General features: G+C 52.6%; 13 protein-coding genes and 1 tRNA gene. 5 read left to right on the top strand and 9 right to left on the bottom strand.

The annotated features are described in order from the left end of the window. Nucleotides 1-116: 116 nt before the first annotated feature. The 3 genes from KTH_RS19405 to KTH_RS19395 form a co-directional block, all read right to left on the bottom strand. Nucleotides 117-863: a hypothetical protein gene (locus KTH_RS19405; RefSeq protein ID WP_111319146.1), complete on the bottom strand. Its 747-nt coding sequence runs from the start codon at nt 861-863 to the stop codon at nt 117-119. 175 nt (nt 864-1,038) lie between these two features. Continuing rightward, the gene (locus KTH_RS19400) at nt 1,039-1,695 is read right to left on the bottom strand and encodes a zf-HC2 domain-containing protein (RefSeq protein WP_170142339.1); all 657 of its coding nucleotides are present in this window, start codon (nt 1,693-1,695) and stop codon (nt 1,039-1,041) included. 21 nt (nt 1,696-1,716) lie between these two features. After that, nucleotides 1,717-2,349 carry a sigma-70 family RNA polymerase sigma factor gene (locus KTH_RS19395; RefSeq protein ID WP_111319142.1) on the bottom strand — a complete coding sequence of 211 codons (633 nt, stop codon included), beginning with the start codon at nt 2,347-2,349 and terminating at the stop codon, nt 1,717-1,719. Nucleotides 2,350-2,689: 340 nt separating this feature from the next. Between KTH_RS19395 and KTH_RS19390 the strand changes: the two genes are divergently transcribed. After that, nucleotides 2,690-3,814 carry a citrate synthase gene (locus KTH_RS19390; protein ID WP_111319140.1) on the top strand — a complete coding sequence of 375 codons (1,125 nt, stop codon included), beginning with the start codon at nt 2,690-2,692 and terminating at the stop codon, nt 3,812-3,814. 48 nt (nt 3,815-3,862) lie between these two features. Here KTH_RS19390 and KTH_RS19385 read toward each other — a convergent pair whose 3' ends face one another. The 3 genes from KTH_RS19385 to sufB all read right to left on the bottom strand — a co-directional run bounded on the left by KTH_RS19385 (nt 3,863) and on the right by sufB (nt 7,882). Beyond that, the gene (locus KTH_RS19385; protein WP_111319138.1) at nt 3,863-5,797 is read right to left on the bottom strand and encodes a protein kinase domain-containing protein; all 1,935 of its coding nucleotides are present in this window, start codon (nt 5,795-5,797) and stop codon (nt 3,863-3,865) included. A gap of 95 nt (nt 5,798-5,892) precedes the next feature. Continuing rightward, nucleotides 5,893-6,354 (bottom strand): macro domain-containing protein, encoded by a 462-nt coding sequence (locus KTH_RS19380; RefSeq protein ID WP_497620567.1) that lies wholly within the window; start codon nt 6,352-6,354, stop codon nt 5,893-5,895. 127 nt (nt 6,355-6,481) lie between these two features. Further along, nucleotides 6,482-7,882: a Fe-S cluster assembly protein SufB gene (sufB, locus tag KTH_RS19375; RefSeq protein WP_111319134.1), complete on the bottom strand. Its 1,401-nt coding sequence runs from the start codon at nt 7,880-7,882 to the stop codon at nt 6,482-6,484. A 306-nt stretch (nt 7,883-8,188) separates the two neighbouring features. Here sufB and KTH_RS19370 point away from each other — a divergent pair. Continuing rightward, a tRNA-Arg gene (locus KTH_RS19370) sits at nt 8,189-8,261 on the top strand. Between the two features lie 691 nt (nt 8,262-8,952). Further along, nucleotides 8,953-9,600 (top strand): hypothetical protein, encoded by a 648-nt coding sequence (locus tag KTH_RS19365; RefSeq protein WP_497620565.1) that lies wholly within the window; start codon nt 8,953-8,955, stop codon nt 9,598-9,600. A 729-nt stretch (nt 9,601-10,329) separates the two neighbouring features. On the opposite strand, the gene KTH_RS19360 is transcribed toward KTH_RS19365, so the two are convergent. Then, the gene (locus KTH_RS19360; RefSeq protein WP_111319130.1) at nt 10,330-12,711 is read right to left on the bottom strand and encodes a serine/threonine protein kinase; all 2,382 of its coding nucleotides are present in this window, start codon (nt 12,709-12,711) and stop codon (nt 10,330-10,332) included. 416 nt (nt 12,712-13,127) lie between these two features. Here KTH_RS19360 and KTH_RS19355 point away from each other — a divergent pair, with 416 nt between their 5' ends. Beyond that, the gene (locus tag KTH_RS19355) at nt 13,128-15,026 is read left to right on the top strand and encodes a DUF790 family protein (RefSeq protein WP_111319128.1); all 1,899 of its coding nucleotides are present in this window, start codon (nt 13,128-13,130) and stop codon (nt 15,024-15,026) included. Between the two features lie 13 nt (nt 15,027-15,039). On the opposite strand, the gene KTH_RS19350 is transcribed toward KTH_RS19355, so the two are convergent. Together KTH_RS19350 and KTH_RS19345 are read right to left on the bottom strand one after the other, a co-directional pair. Then, complete coding sequence (locus KTH_RS19350) at nt 15,040-15,612, bottom strand: thiamine pyrophosphate-dependent enzyme (protein WP_111319126.1); 573 nt, start codon at nt 15,610-15,612, stop codon at nt 15,040-15,042. 3 nt (nt 15,613-15,615) lie between these two features. After that, the gene (locus tag KTH_RS19345) at nt 15,616-16,128 is read right to left on the bottom strand and encodes a thiamine pyrophosphate-binding protein (protein WP_111319124.1); all 513 of its coding nucleotides are present in this window, start codon (nt 16,126-16,128) and stop codon (nt 15,616-15,618) included. A 347-nt stretch (nt 16,129-16,475) separates the two neighbouring features. Between KTH_RS19345 and KTH_RS19340 the strand changes: the two genes are divergently transcribed. Then, nucleotides 16,476-18,548, top strand: coding sequence for an ATP-binding protein (locus KTH_RS19340; RefSeq protein ID WP_111319122.1), 2,073 nt, complete (start codon nt 16,476-16,478; stop codon nt 18,546-18,548). Nucleotide 18,549 lies beyond the last annotated feature (1 nt).

Below are 18,549 nucleotides of genomic sequence, written 5' to 3'. Positions count from 1 at the left end.
TTGCGTTTGACTTGAAGATACCATTTCTCGCATGTGCGTTCTAACTGTGCTTCTTCTCCGAACGAAGAAGAGGGGACGGAGAATCCTGGCTCCTATCCTCTCTTCTTTTTTGCGCTTTAGGAGGTATGGGAAACCTGCGCGGTTGGGGCCGGGCGAGGACGCCGACTGGCAAGCACGACGCCAGAGAAGAAGACAATCCAACCAACTGCCATAATCAGCCAGAAGGTACTCTGGATGCCGAAACGCGCGAGGCTGCCTGCTGCCGCGTTTAGCAGGTCTCCAAGCAGGATCAGGAGATTCGCCCAGAGCAGATTTGCTGTACGCATCCCTTTAATATTGGTTTGGTGGCGAATCAGTTTCCAGCCGGAGTAGATCGCAACCCCGACGACGGCAACAACACCCAGTGAATTGAGGAGAATAATCATAACAAGCCAGGGACCGGGGCGCAGAACGCCGCTTCCAGGGGTTCCGGCAATTGCTGCCAGATGCGTAACATCGATGGTAGCATCTAGAATAAACGCGATGCAGATCAGGCTCAGGAACGAGAGAATCAAAAGGCAGGTTCGAGTAACGCGCGGACCGCTAACCAGCGCAATGCTTCCCAGGCCCAGCCAGGCTGGCATGATTGCTGCACCAAAGATATAGTAGATGCGATACAGTAGCATTCCCGTGGCGCTGGTCGGTTGTACCAGCAGCATACAAATATAGGCAAGCGTCGCAACCACTGCCATGCTGAGACCGATCGACCAGTACAATTGATTGGCTCGGTGTTTCTGTAGATATTGTTTGATGACGGTTCCTGCAAAGATTGCGGTCACTACCACGTTAATGATAGGTGGCAGATAGATCAAGAGTGTATTCATGACAAGCCCTTATGTGTTAGCGTACAATCTCAAAATCTCCAGAAGTGCTCTGAGATTTTCTCAAAGATTCTCTCAAAATATACAAAAAACGATAGGGGAAATGCAAAAAGGCCTGTCAGGACAATGCTTAGCGAATCGGAGCAGGAAGACCTCTGTGTTTGAGCTAGAGCGAAAGTTAAGGACTGCCCCGGGTCCGAGGTTTGAAGAGGGTTACTCCCATACCGCCGAGGATCGCAAGAAGAATGCCTACCCCGAGCTGAATGCCGGGCGTATTCAGGTTCAAGAAGGAGAGCAGCGAGAAGCCGGGCGCTGGCTCCTGTGTTTGAGGTGGATGCGTTGTTTCCTGCGTTTTCTTCAGGCTTGGCGTTGTTGGCTTGTTATTGGTGGTGACCGGCTGTGGTGTGTTCGCTTCTGCTGATTGGCTTGAATCGGACTGACTCGCAGGCCGTTCACCTGACGAAAGCATCACGCTATTATGTTGCTGTGTGAACATCAGGAAGCCGGAAAGCAGGAAGAAGATGCCGATCACCGCTGCCAGACCACTGATCAGGCGTAGCGATCTGCGAAGCGGGCCGGGTAAATGCCGCTTATGCTTGCTGACAGGTGTGACAGTGCTGCCCTCTTCTACTGGCAGCGTAAAGGAGCGTGGCAGGGGCAGCGGCGGAAGGTCATGGAGCAAGGCGACCGTTTGCCGGAGCGACTCCAACGATTGCCTACAGTCCTCACAGGATTGTATATGGCGTTCCGCCTTGTCCTGTTCGGGGGAGGTGAGTTCTCCATCAAGGTAGGCCGAAAGTTCTTCAGTTGTCAGATGCCGGGTATCGTGTGTCACACAAAAGCTCCAGGAAAAGATTTACTCGTTGCTTAGACGATAGGTGCCGGGTAAAAGTTCCCGGTGTTGCGAAAGATAACTGCGCAGTTTGCTCCGACCACGCGCAATGCGGGAACGAACGGTACCGAGCGTGGCCTGTGTGGCCTCAGCAATCTCATCATAGGAAAGGCCCTGAATATCACAGAGAATCACCGCGACGCGCTGATCAAGCGGAAGCTGCGCCAGCCCCTGTTGAATCAGTTCTTGAAGCTCGCGTGCGAGTACGTGCGCTTCCGGGTTCTCCTCTTGCCGGGAGGTGATGAGAGGGCCTAATTGTTCGGGTGCATGGGGCGCATCTTCTTCGGTCAGTTCGTCCAGTGAGCTCGCGGGGTGGCGTTGAACCCGACGCCAGTGGTCGCAGGCCAGGTTGGAGCCAATGCGTAACAGCCATGCCCGAAAAGAGGAGCCGGGCCGAAAGCTCGAGATCGCGCGAAAAGCGGAAAGAAAGGCTTCCTGCGTGACATCGGCGGCAACCTCGGCGTTCCCGAGCATGCGAAAAACTGCGCTATACATCAACTGCTGATAGCGCAGCACAAGCTGGTTAAATGCCTGTACGTCCCCTCGTTGGCTCCGAGCGATCAGGAGTCGCTCGTCTTCTGTTGCTGACCTGCTCATCACACAAATTACCCCAGACTTTGAAGCCGTTTGTGCTAGTGTAGCATATTTTACGTGCGGTGACTATTGCTTTTGGCATGAAAGGCTATCTCCAAGTTACAACGACTTGAAAAAGAGGGATATAAGGTGATATATGTAGATAGATAAGCGTGTTAGCTAGCTTCGTTGACACCTGCAAGCTCTGGTGTCATAATACCTGTACACAATAACACTAGAACTATCGCGCAATGTCTACAAAAGTTTCTGCTTCGCTGTGGAAGCGGAAAGACTGGCTCATTGATGAGCAAGTATGCCGCATATATTCCCCTGAGACGAAGCGATATCCTGTGGAGGACTGAGAATGACCACTGCTACAGCAGGTCTCGAGGATGTCGTCGCCACGACGTCTTCTATTTGTGATCTTGATGGTAAACTTGGCAAACTCACCTATTTTGGGGTGGATATCCACGATCTCGCACGCTATTCGACCTTTGAAGAGACCGCATATCTTCTCTGGCATGGTACGCTCCCAACGGAAGCGCAGCTAGAGGAAGTAAAAGCGCAGCTTTGTGCTCATCGTGTTATCCCGGAGCAGATTATTGCGCTGATGAAACTGCTTCCTGCCGAGACCGCCCCGATGAACGCCTTGCGCACGGCCATTTCTGCCCTTGCTGCATTCGACACAAGCTTGAATGATACATCGACACATACCAACGAGCAACGGGCGATTCGCCTGACTGCCGCCTTCCCTACCATTATCGCGGCCTGGCACCATATTCGGAACGGACGTGAACCGATTGCGCCATTGTCCGATGGCTCCCATGCCGCTAACTTCCTGTATATGTTGAATGGCGAGAAGCCCGACGAGTATAGCGCTCGGGTTCTGGATGTTGCCCTGATTTTGCATGCTGACCATGAGTTGAACGCCTCGACATTTGCCGCTCGTGTCACTGCCGGAACAAAAGCCGATATGTATGCTTCAATCACTGCGGCTATTAGCGCGCTTTCTGGCCCGCTGCATGGTGGCGCGAACGAGCAGGTCATGCGCACCTTACTGAAGATCGGCGAGCCTGAAAAGGCAGAGGCCTATATTCAGGAGGCGCTGGCCCGCAAAGAGCGCATTATGGGCTTTGGGCATCGTGTATATCGGACGGAGGACCCCCGAGCAACGCATCTGCGTGAGATGTCGAAGGAATTGGGTGAGCGCAAGGGCGAAACTCGCTGGTTCGAGATATCGCGTAAGATTGAGGCATATATGAAGGAGCATAAAGGGCTGAACGCCAATGTTGACTTCTATTCTGCCTCGGTGTACTACACAATGGGCATTCCTGTGGATCTGGATACTCCCATTTTTGCTTCGAGCCGCGTAGCAGGCTGGACTGCTCATATCCTGGAACAGTATGCAAACAACCGCCTGATCCGGCCACGCGCCGACTATGTCGGACCAAAGGTGACGGAGTATGTCCCGCTGGAACAGCGTGGCTAGTGCAGACGAAATTGAGCGAGAAGAAGAGACTGCGCGGTCTCTTCTTCTTTACCTTTTGGTTACCAGGGCTTGCAGACTCGCCTTGAGTTGCTCATAGGTCTGATAGCGCACGCCCGGGTCTTCGGCCAGCGCCTTACTGAGAATTGCTTCAAACGCTGGCGAGATTGCTTTATTCAGGATGCGCGCCGGTGGGTAGGTTGGGTAGTGTGGCGGCGCGATGTTGGTTACTGCATGATGCATAGTCGCGGCCAGAGCAAAGATGCAGGTTCGTTGATCGAATGGCTTGTCCTGAATTGGCAGATAGGGGGAGATAGCCAGTTTGCGCGTGGTGCGGCGGGGGCCTCCTCCGGGATGAGCTGCCAGAATCGAGGGCGGAAGTGGCACCTGAAAGCCTGTGAGCATGGCTCGATTGCGCTGTTTCTCGATAATGATGTTAGAAGGCGAGATATCATAGTGCCGCAGAGGAGGTGTCTGCTTTTCCAGTGCGATCAGAATATTTAAGATCGAGAACATATACTGAATGGCGTCCTGTTCAGGGATCGGACGCAGCAATTTCAGCAGGCGTTCCTCAATGCTTTCCCCATCAATATAGTTCATCACCAGATAGTAGTGCTGGCCCTCGGCAAAGCGCTGTAGGACCCGAGGTACCAACGGATGTTGCAGGCGCGTGAGGGGTTCGGTCACTCTATCGAAATGCGCGACATCTTTGGCCCGTTGTGCTAAGGGGGTGTCGGCGCACTCCCACCGTTTGAGGATGACTTTCTGCCGCGTTCGCTCATCAAAAGCAATTGCCACCATTGAGCGTGATTCTTCCGAGCGCCTGAGCATGTGTTTGATGATATAGCGGCCCTGGTTCAGGCTGACTCCTGCCAGTGGGCTATAGAGTGCCAGTGCTGAAGGAATAGTCAGGCGGCCACAGGTGGAGCAGCAGCGCTGACCGAAGCGAACCGGCGTCTCACAGTAGGGACAGCGGCGGTTATCATATTCGGTGCCGCAGAAGGCGCAGCGTTGAGCGCCACTGCGATTCTGTTGCCCACAATGACGACAAACATAGCGGAGCAGCGCTGTTTCAACCGCCTCGGTATAGGCGCGAGCGAACAAACTGACGCTGCTATAGCGCTGGCGGTAATCTTTTGCCATCGCTCGCTGCAACACAGCGGAGACCTCAACCGGAATGCGCGGATTCCATTGCTGTGGTGGGGGAGGCGCGGTATGGACGTGGGCCAGCCACATTTCTTCAATCCCTTTATGGACAAATGGTGTTCGCCCCGTCAGGAGCTCATAGCAGCAGATGGCGAGAGCGTATTGATCCGAGTCGCGTCGTGGCGTGCCCTGCCACTGTTCCGGGGGCATATACGCGGCGGTTCCAGTGACTTCGCCCAGGGAGGCATGTGTCTGAGTGCCGAGATGGAGCGTTGTGCCGAAATCGGAGAGGAGTACCTGTCCATTGCGCCCGATGAGCAGATTACCCGGTTTGACGTCCTGATGCACCATTCCGCTATTATGTACATATTGAAGCGCGTCTGCGGTTTGCTGCACATAGGGAACAAGCTCTTCGGCGAAAGCAAGACGGGGAGCGCCATTACTGTTACGGAACAGGTCCAGAATGGTTCGGGGGGCATAGTCAGTGACAAGATAGGGTTGTTCGCTATCCTCTAGCTGGCCAAAGTTATAGACCGGTAGAATATTTGGATGATGCATGGCCGCAATCCGTCGAGCCTCCTGAAAGAAGTTCGCTCTGGATTTGGCTGTAAACTGATCCAGACGCAGGACTTTCAGGGCCAGTACACGGCTGAGTGGAGCCGACTCGCGGATCTTATAGACATAGCCATAGCTCCCGGCCCCAATAAATGAGAGCACCTGATAGGTGCCGATATGAGCGCCGTGGACCAGGAAACCACAACGTGAGCAACTGATAGCTGTATCCGGGTTCTCGTGTCCCCCGCGTGGATTGAGGCAGTAGGCCAAAGAATTGTCTCCCACTTCTATGATTGCTTTCGATATGGTCGGGGTCAGATTCCTTCCCTCTACATCTTACTACGGTTGGTCGGCACTCGGGTTACGCGCTTTGTCTCTGATCAGGAGTACGGTGTGTCCTCATCAGTAATATAGAGAAAAACATCAATATCAAGTGCGCGTAAATAGCGGGCCATCAACGGGCCAACCGTATCCCAGGAGAGTCGCCCGTGCAGGGTGCCGAGTTTGGGAAACGCGATACTGGTGATGCCTTGCTTGCGATAGTGGGCGACGAAGTGGGCAAGACCCTGTTCAATGATCGAGAGAGTTGAGGGTTGGCGCCAGTGATTTTTTGTCGGAAAATTCAGAATCCAGGGCGTGCTTTCGGTATAGAGGACCGGGCGCCCGATACGCAACCTGCCCGCCGCACAATCCTGCTGATAGGCTTGAAACATCTTCGGGTAGCGTTGTTTGAAGGCGAGAGCAAGCCCTGCCCCCATGACCCCTTTACAATTCACCGGGTTAACAAGCGTCTGCGCTGTTGAGGTAAAGAGATCGCCCTTCATGTAGTATATCGCTGACATATGCCATCTCCAACTGCAAGACCTGTTTCTTTTAGCATACAGGATGACGGCTGCGGGCTGCAAGGAGCAACAAAAAAAGGGGACTTCGGTGAAGAGGTCCCCTTTGAATGATTGTTCTGGTTGCGGACTAGCCCACACTACCGGACATCTCAAGCTGGATCAGACGGTTCAGCTCAACGGCGTATTCCATCGGCAGCTCTTTGGTGATCGGCTCGATGAAACCGTTGACGATCAGCGAGTATGCCTCGGACTCATCAAGACCGCGGCTCATCAGATAGAAGAGCTGATCTTCACCGACCTTCGAGACAGTGGCCTCGTGGCCGATCTCGGTCATGTTCTCTTCGACGCGGATGGTCGGGTACGTGTCGGTGCGGGCTTGCTCATCAAGCAGCAGCGCATCACAGCGGACGCTCGACTTCGTGTGATGGGCGCCCGGATTGATGCGGATCAGGCCGCGATAGGAGGAGCGACCAGAGCCCTTCGAGACCGACTTCGACAGAATCTGCGAAGTGGTGTGCGGTGCAAGGTGCGTGATCTTCGCGCCTGCGTCCTGATGCTGCCCATCGCCTGCGAAGGCGACAGAAAGCACGTCACCACGCGCGCCTGGCTCCATCAGCAGGACAGCAGGATACTTCATGGTAACTTTTGAGCCGAGGTTACCGTCAACCCATTCCATCGTTGCGTCACGGTATGCGGCGGCACGCTTGGTCACGAGGTTGTAGACGTTCTTCGACCAGTTCTGAATGGTGGTATAGCGAACGCGTGCGCCCTCTTTCACCTTGATCTCAACAACAGCACTGTGCAGGCTATCATCGGTATAGTTAGGAGCCGTACAACCCTCCACATAGTGGACATAAGAACCGGGTTCGGCGATAATCAGTGTGCGCTCGAACTGGCCCATGTTGCGGGCGTTGATACGGAAGTACGCCTGTAGCGGAATCTCAACGCGAACGTTGGCGGGCACGTAGACAAAGCTACCACCACTCCAGACGGCGCTGTTCAGCGAGGCGAATTTGTTGTCGGAAGGCGGAACAATAGTGCCGAAGTGCTCTTTCACCAGATCAGGATACTCGCGCAGGGCGGTGTCCATATCGGTGAAGATCACGCCAAGCTTTTCCAGATCCTCACGAACCTTGTGATAGACTGCTTCACTTTCGTACTGTGCGGTCACGCCAGCAAGGTATTTCTGTTCTGCCTGAGGAATACCAAGACGGTCGAATGTCTCTTTGATTTCGGATGGCACGTCATCCCAGGACTTACCCTGCTGGGGCACAGGCTTAATGTAGTAATAGATATCGTCAAAATTAATACCGGACAGGTCAGCGCCCCAGGTTGGCATCGGCCGTCTCTCAAAGAGTTTCAGGCTCTTCAGACGGAAATCCCGCATCCAACTGGGTTCGCCTTTCATCTCAGATATTTGTGCAACGATGCGCTCGTTGAGGCCCTTTTCGGACTTAAACGCATAGTTTTCTGGTACATGGAAACCAGCACTATACGTATCCTGTTCCAGTTCAAATGCCTGACTCATAGATTTCTCCACTTGCTGGCTTAAATCTTCTCTATCAAAAATGGGAAAAGGATTGCTTCCCCTAATCCTTAGTTCTTTACTCGGATTTCAGGTGTATTATAAGTCTTTGAGCGTTGCTTGTCAAGGTGTGTCCGGTGGCCGGGCTGGTGGCTGCTCATCCTCTGGTAGCGAGCCGGGTCTGTATTGCTGAATCTGTCGACCGGGGCAAAAAGTCAGCAGATGCTTGACAGAATGGGGCAGGCATTGCTATTATGATAAAGGGTTTGCCGTTGTTTATCCAGTGTTTCAACGGTTTCCCGGATGTAAGCGCCCATAGCTCAGTGGATAGAGCAACGGTCTTCTAAACCGTGTGTCGCAGGTTCGAATCCTGCTGGGCGCGTTTGTAAGAGAGATGGCTTGTTAAGCCGTTTCTCTTTTTTTTGTGCTCTTGCCATATTCCTGAAAAATCCGCTTCATAAAACCTCCACTGTGTCTTTTAAAAAATCGTTACTGAAGCTCGTTGCTCTATCCCTTGAGTATAAGTGCTCAGATCAAATTTATAATACTATGTTCTGTCATGTTTTATGCCATCTGCCTTTATTTATTTTGCCACTTAGAAGCTTTTAAAGCCACTCTTCACAATGAATGCATCTAGTTTCCAGACAGAGGTACAGAACCAAAGGACTCCAGAAGCTAAAGAGCCTCCTGTGAACTGCCTTCAGTAAAAAAACCTTGCAGGGAGATTAATACAGGATATCCATATAAGGCTATATAACATCTTATATCGTAAGCATAGGGAGTATAACACGATGCTATAAATACAAGAATTTCATCATACTATATATCGTATTAGAGGAAATATTTGTATGAACGACATGATGCATTTTTAGAGAGGAGGGATCAGATCCTTAAACAAAAAAAGCTGTCTGTAGATCGCAATGGATCAATAATCAAAAAGCGTATAAAAATTACAAAATTCTTTATATCATAGTAAGTTGTAAACAATGCTATAAAATTTCGGTGGGGCTACGTTTAGCATATCAGATCCTTTTTTTATTGATTCTTTGAATTATATCTTGTGGAGGATATGAATGCAACAACCACCAAATTATCAACCACTTTACCCCCAGAAGAAGCCCAATCCCTTTATTGCCTGGTTCAAGCGTTTGTCGGTTCGAGGAAAGGTACTATTCATTGTTGCCTGTGCTGCCTTGCTTTGTACCTGTAGCGGATTTGGATCTTTTGCTAACTCTGGTAGCAAAACGGCGCAAACACAAGCCCAGGCGACAACTCAGCCCACCCAGCAGAAACAGCAACAAGCTGCGCCAACCCCCACGCCTACCAGGAATCTCACTCTAGAAGAGCGAGTGAAAGCGACTGCGACCAGCGTGAAGAAAGATGCTGAGGTGCTTTATTTTCCTGATCAGAAAACGGTTCAGGTCACAACATATATCGGAGCACAGTGGGATAACAACTCAGCTCGCGATTCGGTCAAGATGGATTGTTTTAGAATGCAGAAGGCGCTGTGGACCGCACAGCCGCCGCTAGGTCTGGAGAGTGTAATTGTTTTTCTACATGGGGATACCATTGATAAATATGGTAAAGAGGCAAGGGAACAGGTCGGAGGCTGTACACTGAAGAGGCCGACCGCTGAGCAATTTGTATGGCAAAATCTAACGTGGCGCACTGCCTGGGATGCGTACGACTTTAAGTCTCTGGCACCTTTCCTGCAAAAATAGGACTGTTCTTCTGGATGCCATAAACGGCCTTGCTGTTTTTCATGTACTTCCATCTGAAGCGAGCCGCAGTTGTTTTGCCGGGATGCGTTTATGTCCCGGCAAATGTATGCCCGAATTTTGGGCAATTTCAGGAACTGTAGAGAGCGCTCATCATAAGATGGGGTTGTATTTAGGAAAGAGGCAGAGTCAGGTACCGATCCTGGGGAACTCCTACCCTTTGTAATGGTGTGATATTGACCTTAGCTGGAGCAGAAGAAAAACGTTGTAAAGTAGCTTGTAGAACCGAATGCTTACAAACAGGTTTTCTAAACCGTATGTCGCAGGTGCTGGGCGCGTTTTTCTATTTTAGCCCGCGCTTGAAGCCAAATAACCCTATAGAACAAATATCAAAACACACTTCTGTAAGGTTTTTTCTTCAGAACTGAATGTCAGATCTCCCATTTTTCCGACAATGAAAGCCGGCAATAAGCTCTACAGTTCAGCGGACTTTTGCTTCTTTCTCTCCTTTTCCTATAGTTCCTCCCCCATTGCGAGAGCATTCTGTCTGCCGGAAATAGCAATTATTTCCGGCAGTAGAAGCGTGAAAACGCCCTCAAAATAGCAAGTGCTGATTATTTGGCCAAATCAGTACTTCTTTTTTGCCCTTAAAGGGTACCATGAAGTCCTGTATGGTGAGCGGAAAAAAAAGAGGCATGGATCCGTTTCTGTCCATGCCTCGGAATGATCCTGCTAGACTTTTTGCAGGGTGAGGGTTGCCAGATACTGGCTCTCGACATACGCCTGATAGGCTCCGGCTGAACCCAGAATCGGCTGTGGGCCCTGATTGGGTGGAATGGTTCGGCCGGCATAAGCGTCAGCCGCGAGCTGTTTCAACTGAAGAGCAACCTTAATCATCTCGGGGCTCTTGATATCCGATGCCTTAATAAGCTGGGTTGCGTAGGTTCGCATCTTCTGGACCCAGTCTTTCAGGTTCGTGATGGCGTTTTCCACGTTGCTTGCATGTTTCATTAACTCCTGATCTGAGCTTGCGACGCTTTTCAGTTGGGTGATCTGCGTGGAGAGCAAATCGAGATAGCCCTGCGTATTATCAATCGTCAGAATGCCGGTCTCGGTCGGTAGCAGGCTTGCTTGTTTTGCAGGGAGATCTCCGCTTTTGTGGGCCATCGTGGAGCCATCAATCAGCTCAATGATGCGCACCGCCTGTCGATATGCCAGTTGATAATCACCGGTGTTCTGAAGCGAGTCGACAATACTGCCTGCCTTATCATTGATCGATTGAAGCGCTTCTCGCATACTGGTTATAGCGCTCTGCTTCTCTGACAGGCCGGGCGTTGCGTAGAGAATATTCTTAATAGAGGGGAAGGCTGCTTGATCGAAGAGCCCTCGGAACACCTCTCGATTGCCCGGTTGTTGTGGCGGATGGTCAGCGTTCTCAAGCGTGATGATCACACCACGCGGTGAGAGCGAGAGCAAGTTCGTGTTCTTTTTGTCGCCGGGATAGAGCAAAGAGCCCTGTTTCTCCTTGAATGTGATCTGACCAAGAGGAAGCTCAGGCTGTGTCATATCCTGCATCTGGAGCCAGGCGAAATAGCCCATCCCATCTGGTGGAGCTTCAATGTTATTCAGTTGAATCCGAATAACATTATTATGCCCAAGTGCATTATCCTGAAAAAAGACCTGTCCGACGAGCGCTGCCGAGGCTGGCGCTTGACCACCACGATTCAGAAAGAGCAGACTGGCTGCACCTCCGCCAAGCAGCAGCAACACGACAAGCACTGCCGCAATAAGGTACAGAGGATTTGTGCGAGCGCGTTGCTTCTGGTGAGCAGGGACGGGATGCAGTGATGAGGTCCGCTGTTCCTGCGTGGGCACGGGAGGCGGCAGGACCGGTGATTGCTGCATCAGTTGTTCCTGCGGCGCAGCCGGGGTTGTGGTGGGTGTTCTGGCACTAACGACTTTTGTTGGCTCGGGTTCGTTTTTGAGCACAGGATTGATGGCCGTTGGCTGCATGGAAATACTGGCCGCCGGGAGTGATCCCGGAGGAGGCGTTTGCTGTGGCGCCTTTTCAACCGGAAGTGTCTGTGATGGCATCTGTGCCGCGGGTAGTGGTGGCAGAGAAGGTGTTGACCCTGTTCGTGTCGTTGAGGGTCGGAAGAGCGGCTGTGAGACGCCGAGTAGTGTTCCCCCCTCGTTGGCTGTTGGGGGCGCAGGCAGTGCCTCAATCTCGCCGGTTCTGGTTACTGGATAGATTGGCCGCAGTGAACAGGCTTCAGCGATGGCGGCAGCCAAATAGGCAGCCTTTGGGTAACGCGAGGCCGGATCTTTGGACATGGCGCGAAGGATGACCTCTGAAAGAGCCCCGGGAATGTTCGGGTTAATCAGGTTTGGCGGTGTGGGCAGTGTGTGTAGATGTTGCATGAGAACCGTGGTCGGCGTTTCTCCACGGAAGGGCTGTACTCCGGTGCAGATCTCATAGAGAAGCGCTCCCAGGGCATAGATGTCACTGCGTGCGCTCGGAGCTTCTCCACGTGCTTGCTCGGGTGAAAGATAAAAGGGTGTATGAGCATTAATAGGCATATTGAGCAAGCGAACCAGGCCTAGATCTGCTACATAGGGTTCACCTGCCTCAAAATGTGTTGTATTCTGTTGGTGAAGTAAAATATTTCGCGGTGTAATATTTCCATGCGCAATGCCGCGCCGATGCGCGTAATCAAGCGCAGAACCAATACAGGCGAATAAATAGACAATCTGGGGCACAGGCGGAAAGATGCCACGATGTGATGTTTTTCCCAGATAGGCATGGAGCGTCATGCCCGGGATATAGTCCATCACCAAATAGGCAAAAAGAGTGTTTGTCTCTACCGAGCGATACACGTTTAGATCAGTGACTGGCACCAGATTGGCGTGCTGCAACGTTATCAGAGCTTGTCCATTCTCTCGAAAATGCGTAAAGAACCGGGGATCGGTCTGTTGTAAATCGGTGTGGAGAATTTTTATGGCGATGTCACGCTGGAGCTGAAGATCTCTCCCCTTCCAAACCTCGCCAATAGTGCCCTGTCCGATACGCTGTTGCAGCTCGTATTTCCCCAGTTGCCTCGGGATTGTGCTCATTGCGACCTCCAATGTGACACTTCGCAAAGGCGTTTTGTTGTAAGCTACGCCAGACTGGCATAGCTGTTTGTTTTGACGACGATAACGAGGGTGAAAAACGCAGAAACGTGCTGAACTGTACGGGGAAAACCGGAGCAGTCTGTGCACTCCTGACTGTTTTCAAGATACAACAAGAAACATCGTAGAACAGCCCATAGCTACCATAGCATAAAAAAACGGCATCTTCAATTATGTTAGGATGCTTATCCTATCCCGTCTTCTCAAGAGGAATGGCAGCCTTGTCGAATGCTCTTTCCTTTTTCTGCTCTCCGCGTGAGAAGAGAAGGAGAGAATGGCGTGCGTGCCTTTGTTCCGCGAGCGCCTGATTCTGTGTTATATACTTGGATGGGAAAGAGACTACTGAGAGAGGAATATGTGTGCGGTTTAGTTTACAGGATGTGAAAAAGACAGTCCAGCGCCGGGGACAAGAGCTATCTGTCTCACTGCATTTTGTGCGCCCGGGAACTCTCACCACCGAGATTCAGAGCCTGATTGCCTATTTTGAACAGCTCCTGGGGCAGACGCAGCGCTCGTTCTCGCTTGACGAGGCACGCAGTTGTATCGGTGATTATCGGCTGGCTTCCTGCCTGATCGCGACGCTAAGCAACTGGTATGTCTGGCGTCAGCGTGAGTGGGGAGCTGTTGTACGGGAGATGCAGGCAAGCCCGGATTTCCTGCGTGACTTCGCGTCCCCGGGACAGCTCCGGTTGGCACTCTATGAATATGTGAATGAGCAGCAGAACGGCTTCCTGACACAGCAGAATCGTCATGCCACGCTGGCAGCGTTTGCCGCGCGCTATCACCTGACGGTTCCGGCACTGGAATATCTGGTGTTGCTGGATAGCGATGAGGAGGCTCTGTTGATCCGAATGACGGAGGCGCCTCCTTCTCCTCAGGATGTGGCGACGCTGTATAATCAATGGGCCTTTGAAGCCGCTCTGTGTAGCGCTTCAGAGGTGCAGTTTGTGCTCGATTGTCGGGCATTCGCGAGCGGGCAGACGAGCGGCAAAACGCGACCAGTGGCAGGTATCGGCACAGTAATCAAACGATTATGTTTTCTGGCGCGGCGGCTCGGCGTCTATTATGAGCTGAGCTATGAGGGGGAGGCTGAACATATGCTGCTCTCCCTGACGCTCTATGGACCGCAGGAAGTAACCGGAGCACCGCAACAGTATGGCTTACGGTTGGCGCGACTTTGCCGCCTGCTGTTGCGCTATCAGCAGGGACAGAAGCGCTCAGTGATACAGGCAATCGTTGAGGCAAGCGCGACTGTGCATTTCCTTCAACGACGCTATCTCTTCCGGATGGATTCCCACCTGCTTCGCCTGCTTCCTGCTGGCGAAGGGAACGACGACGAAAATCAGGACACCATTTTCGATAGCAGTGTTGAAGAGCAGTTCGCGGCTGCGTTTCTGGATCTGGCAAGTCGTAAGGGTGTGGAGGGCTGGATGCTGGAACGTGAGCCTGAACCCCTGCTGGTACAGGGCAGTATTTTGATCCCCGATTTTGCCCTGACGCGCGGGCAGAAGCGCCTGTATGTGGAAATTCTGGGATTCTGGACTCCGGCCTATCGAGAGCGGAAGGTGCAGAAACTCTTGCAGCTTCGTGGGCGCGATGACATCGTGCTCGCGATCCCTGAGGAAGCGAAAGAGGCGTTTCAGGTGATCTCGACGTTTTTCCCGATTGTCTATTATAATGGGCAACTTACCGTGACGGATATGCTTCAGGTGTTGCGACAACACTATGATAACTTCTCCGAGCGCATCCTGCACATCCAACCTGAGTCGGTACGGGAGCGCGTGCTTCAGGCCGGATTGATCCCTGAACAGCAGTGCTATGAGCTGCTGCATTGCTATAGTCGTTCCGAACTGATGCAGGCGCAGATCCATGTGACCGACGAGCATATATGCTATCTCCCGGGCATTGGTTTGTGCGCAGTAGCCTGGCAGCAGCAGCTTCTGGCGGAGGCCGTTGTCTGGCTGAAAGAGCATGGCACCGTTCCCCTGTCTGAACTGGTGATCGCTCTCCAGCAGCAATATTCTGTGTTGCAGCCGTGCGAGGAGGCAACAATAGAGGCTCTGCTTGCCTTGCAACCGACTATTCACATCACCCATGATTCAATCTTTGAGGCAACGGTCATGCTACAGGATGGTGAGCCGACCCCGGTTAGCATGGAAAAGCCTGCCGAGCCAGCTCCCAGGCGCAAGAAGCGAGCTGCATCGGCACGCAAGAAGGAAGCACCCGAGCCCCAGGACGGCCTCTGGAATTTTGGCTGAAATCGGATGGCGTTCAGGAGCGACCCCGTGCCTCAAGGAAGCGCCGAAACTGGTCACGGTTTTCCTGCAATGTGATGTCCATAAACAGCGATTGAGGTGGGACGGACTCCACTTTCGCGACAATTGTTGTCAGTGTATTGGTGATCAGTGCTTGCTGAACCTGCGCTTGAAACTCCTCAAGCGTCGAAGCAAAGAAAACAGCAGGAACGCCACTTTCCCGGGCAATTCCAGCCAGGTCGGTTCCTGTGGCTGTCGCCGTGGGAAAGCCACCAATCGAGGCCATATTTTCATTATCAAAGACGATGTGTAACAGGTTTCCAGGCTGGTAGCGGGCCATTGTACTGAGCGTCCCCAGATTCATCAGCAAGGAACCATCGCCATCAAGGACGATTACCTTTTCGGAGGGAAGCGCAAGAGCAATTCCCATACCCAGAGAGGAGGCGAGACCCATTGCATGTTGCAGATAGAAGAAGTTCGGTCGGTGTCCAAGCGCGTAGAGCTCACAGGCCGTTGCCCCCATGATTGTCACCACAATACGCGATTGCAATTCTGGATAGATTGCTCGAAGGGCGTCTGAACGAAGCATGGTTTACTCCTCCCAGAGTAGTTGGCGGGTCAGTAGCACAGCGACAGGTTGCAGCGCTGCGTGTGCAAGCGTCTGTGTGTCTGCGAGGGTGCGCTGTGCGTCAGCGGGTGAGGTCAACAGCGAATAGGGAATGTTGAGCGCACGCAAGACTGGCTCGGTCTTTAGCCCACCCTGGGTCTGCCACGGATCTGTTTCTCCTGATGAGCCACGATAGCTGATCAGCAGCAAGAGCGGAATTTTGTAGAGGAAGGCCAGCGAGACAATCGGATTGATAGCGGCAAGGAAGCCATGATTCTGCACGATAAGGGCTGAGCGAACGCCTGCCAGATACGCGCCGGCAGCGATGCCCACCCCCTCTTCTTCCTTCGCAACCTGGATGAACGTCATTTCCGGGTCATCGTCAATGGAGTTGAGCAGGGGAACTAACCATGTTTCAGGCAGCGCGGCAATCAGTTTGATATCACAGGCCTTGAGTGCCTCATAGAGGCAGCGGGCGTTCTTGCACGAAATTGGCATGCAACCTCCCTGGCAGACAATGGACGAACAAGGAAGAAACAGGGGATATATCTTCATTATACCATAGCTATATCAGATAACATGAAATACGTACTCATTCATGTGCTTGCCTGGAAGCCAGTCGATACATCGGGAGCAGCAGCGCGGCACCTGCTGGAATGCCCTTGCATTCTGTTTGAGCAGCAACTTATACTTCAGATATATGATTCTATATATAGAGAGAACCAGAGAAGAGGAGACAGCACCAGGAGGCCTATGAGCAAGATCAGAAAGCAGGAAAGCATATGAGGTATATGTGAGAGACGTGGTAGCTTGTCTGGTTCCCATCGAAGACGAGGAGGGAATATATGGATAGAGAGCGCCTGGAGGGGCATACTCCCGTAATTCGTATCTATCTACTGGGACAGTGTCGTCTGGAACGATGGAATAGATCAGAGTGGCAGGAGGTACATGAAGCAGCATGGCAACAGCGACGGATTCGTACTTTTCTTGGGTGCTTGCTGAGCGTGCCTTCTCGTATGCTTGGACGAGAGCAAGTAATGGAGGCGCTCTGGCCTGAAACCGATCTGGAGACGGCGGCCAATCGTTTGAATATCACGGTGCATAGCTTGCGCCAACTTCTAGAGCCGGATCTTGCCCGGCCTGCCAATTCCAGCTTGCTGCGTCTGGAACATGATATTTTTCGCTTTGCCTCACAGCAGAGAGTATGGCTTGATGCCGATCATTTTGAGATGCTACTTCAGCAGGCGTTACAGACACAGGAGCCATCCGAACGAGAGAGCCTGCTTGAGGAGGCAATGGCCCTGTATCGGGGTGATTTTCTCCAGGGGGAACAGATCGCTTCATGGGTCACCGTGCGGCGCGAGACCTTGCAGCGGAAATGGTTCGGTGTGTTGCTGGCTCTGGCAGATAGCTATATGGAGAAAGAGGCCTTTGTGCAGGCGCTTGCTCTGCTTGAGAAGCTGCTACAGGCATATCCGGCGCATGAAGCGGCGGCCTGCCGACTAATGCGCGTGCTGGCGTTGCAGGGAAGCCGCACAGAAGCACTGCTTGCTTATCGACGTCTGGAAGCGACGCTGTGGAAATTCTATGGGGCGGAACCGTTGCCAGAAACACGAGCCCTGTATGAGCAACTGCAAAGTAGCGGCCAGATAGGAGCGGTGCATCCGCGCTTACCTTTGCCGGTGGCGCGAGGAACGCGTTGTCATTTTGTGGGCCGGGAATATGAGTATCAGCGTATTCTTGAACAGGCAGACGCTCTTCAGAGCGACAAAGAGGGCTTCCCTCATTCACTGTTTCTCACTGGTGAGCCCGGCATTGGAAAGACGCGACTGGCAGAAGAGGTCAGTCGGGCGCTGAGCGAGCGGGGTTGGGCTATCCTCTGGAACAAAGTCTATGAGCAGGAGCAAACTGTATCCTATCGTCTCTGGATCGATGTATTGCGGCAGTTGAGCGGGCTGGAACAAGTTCAAGGTATGGAGCGAGTGCTGCGAGAGACGCTCTCGGGGCTGTTACTTTCCTCGGCTCCCTCCTGGTCGGCCAGAGTTGCCCGTGAGCGCTTTTCCCTGACCGAAACACTGCTTGAGTGCCTCTATCTGGCAGGACAGAAAGCGCCGATCCTGCTGGTCTTTGATGATCTCCATTATGCTGATCGAGCCAGCATTGAGGTCTTTGCAACTATCGTGCGGCGCGTCTGGTTGCAGCCGGTTTTGCTCCTGGGAACTTGCAATCCGCTCACAGACGGGGAGGAGAATGGGCTACAGATGCTCATTCGAGATTTGCAGGCAGAGCAGCGCGCCTGGCATCTGGAACTGAAGCCGCTTCCGTCTGAGCAGATAGGTCGATTGTTGCGGCGCTGTTCTCCTGCAATTCAGCGTTCTATTCTCGAGTACGCGCATGGGAATCCCTTTTTTGCGATCGAGTTTATACATGCCATTCAAGAGATGGAGCAGCAGCAGGGAGAAAACGAGATTCTCTATACGCTGAAGTTTGGCTCTTTGCCAAGCACTATCGCGGCGGCGGTCGATCTGCGCCTTGAGAAACTGAGCGAGCAGTGCCGGCGGGTGCTCTCGAAGGTAGCGGTACTGGATCATCCTTTTCCATTTGAGCTTGTCGCATTGATGACGCAAGGACAGGGGGGGCTATCACAGATGCTCGAAGAAGCGCTTCAGGCCGGGATCTTACTTGTGGAGAAGCAGGGAGAGCAAGAGCTGTATCGCTTTGCGCATCCATTGTTTGGCAAGCGTTTATATGAGCGGCTTTCGGCGGCGCGACAGGCATCACTTCATCGGCTGGCCGGTGAGGCACTGTCCCGGCTCTATAAGCAGGACGAAGAGGAAGTATGGTGTACGATTTCCTATCATCTGCTTAAAGGAGGACAGAACCCATTTACGCAGCGGGGGAAGCGGGAGGCATCCTGAA

The sequence above is a fragment of the Thermosporothrix sp. COM3 genome, from assembly GCF_059696735.1.
This window is presented reverse-complemented; position numbering and strand designations above follow the sequence as displayed.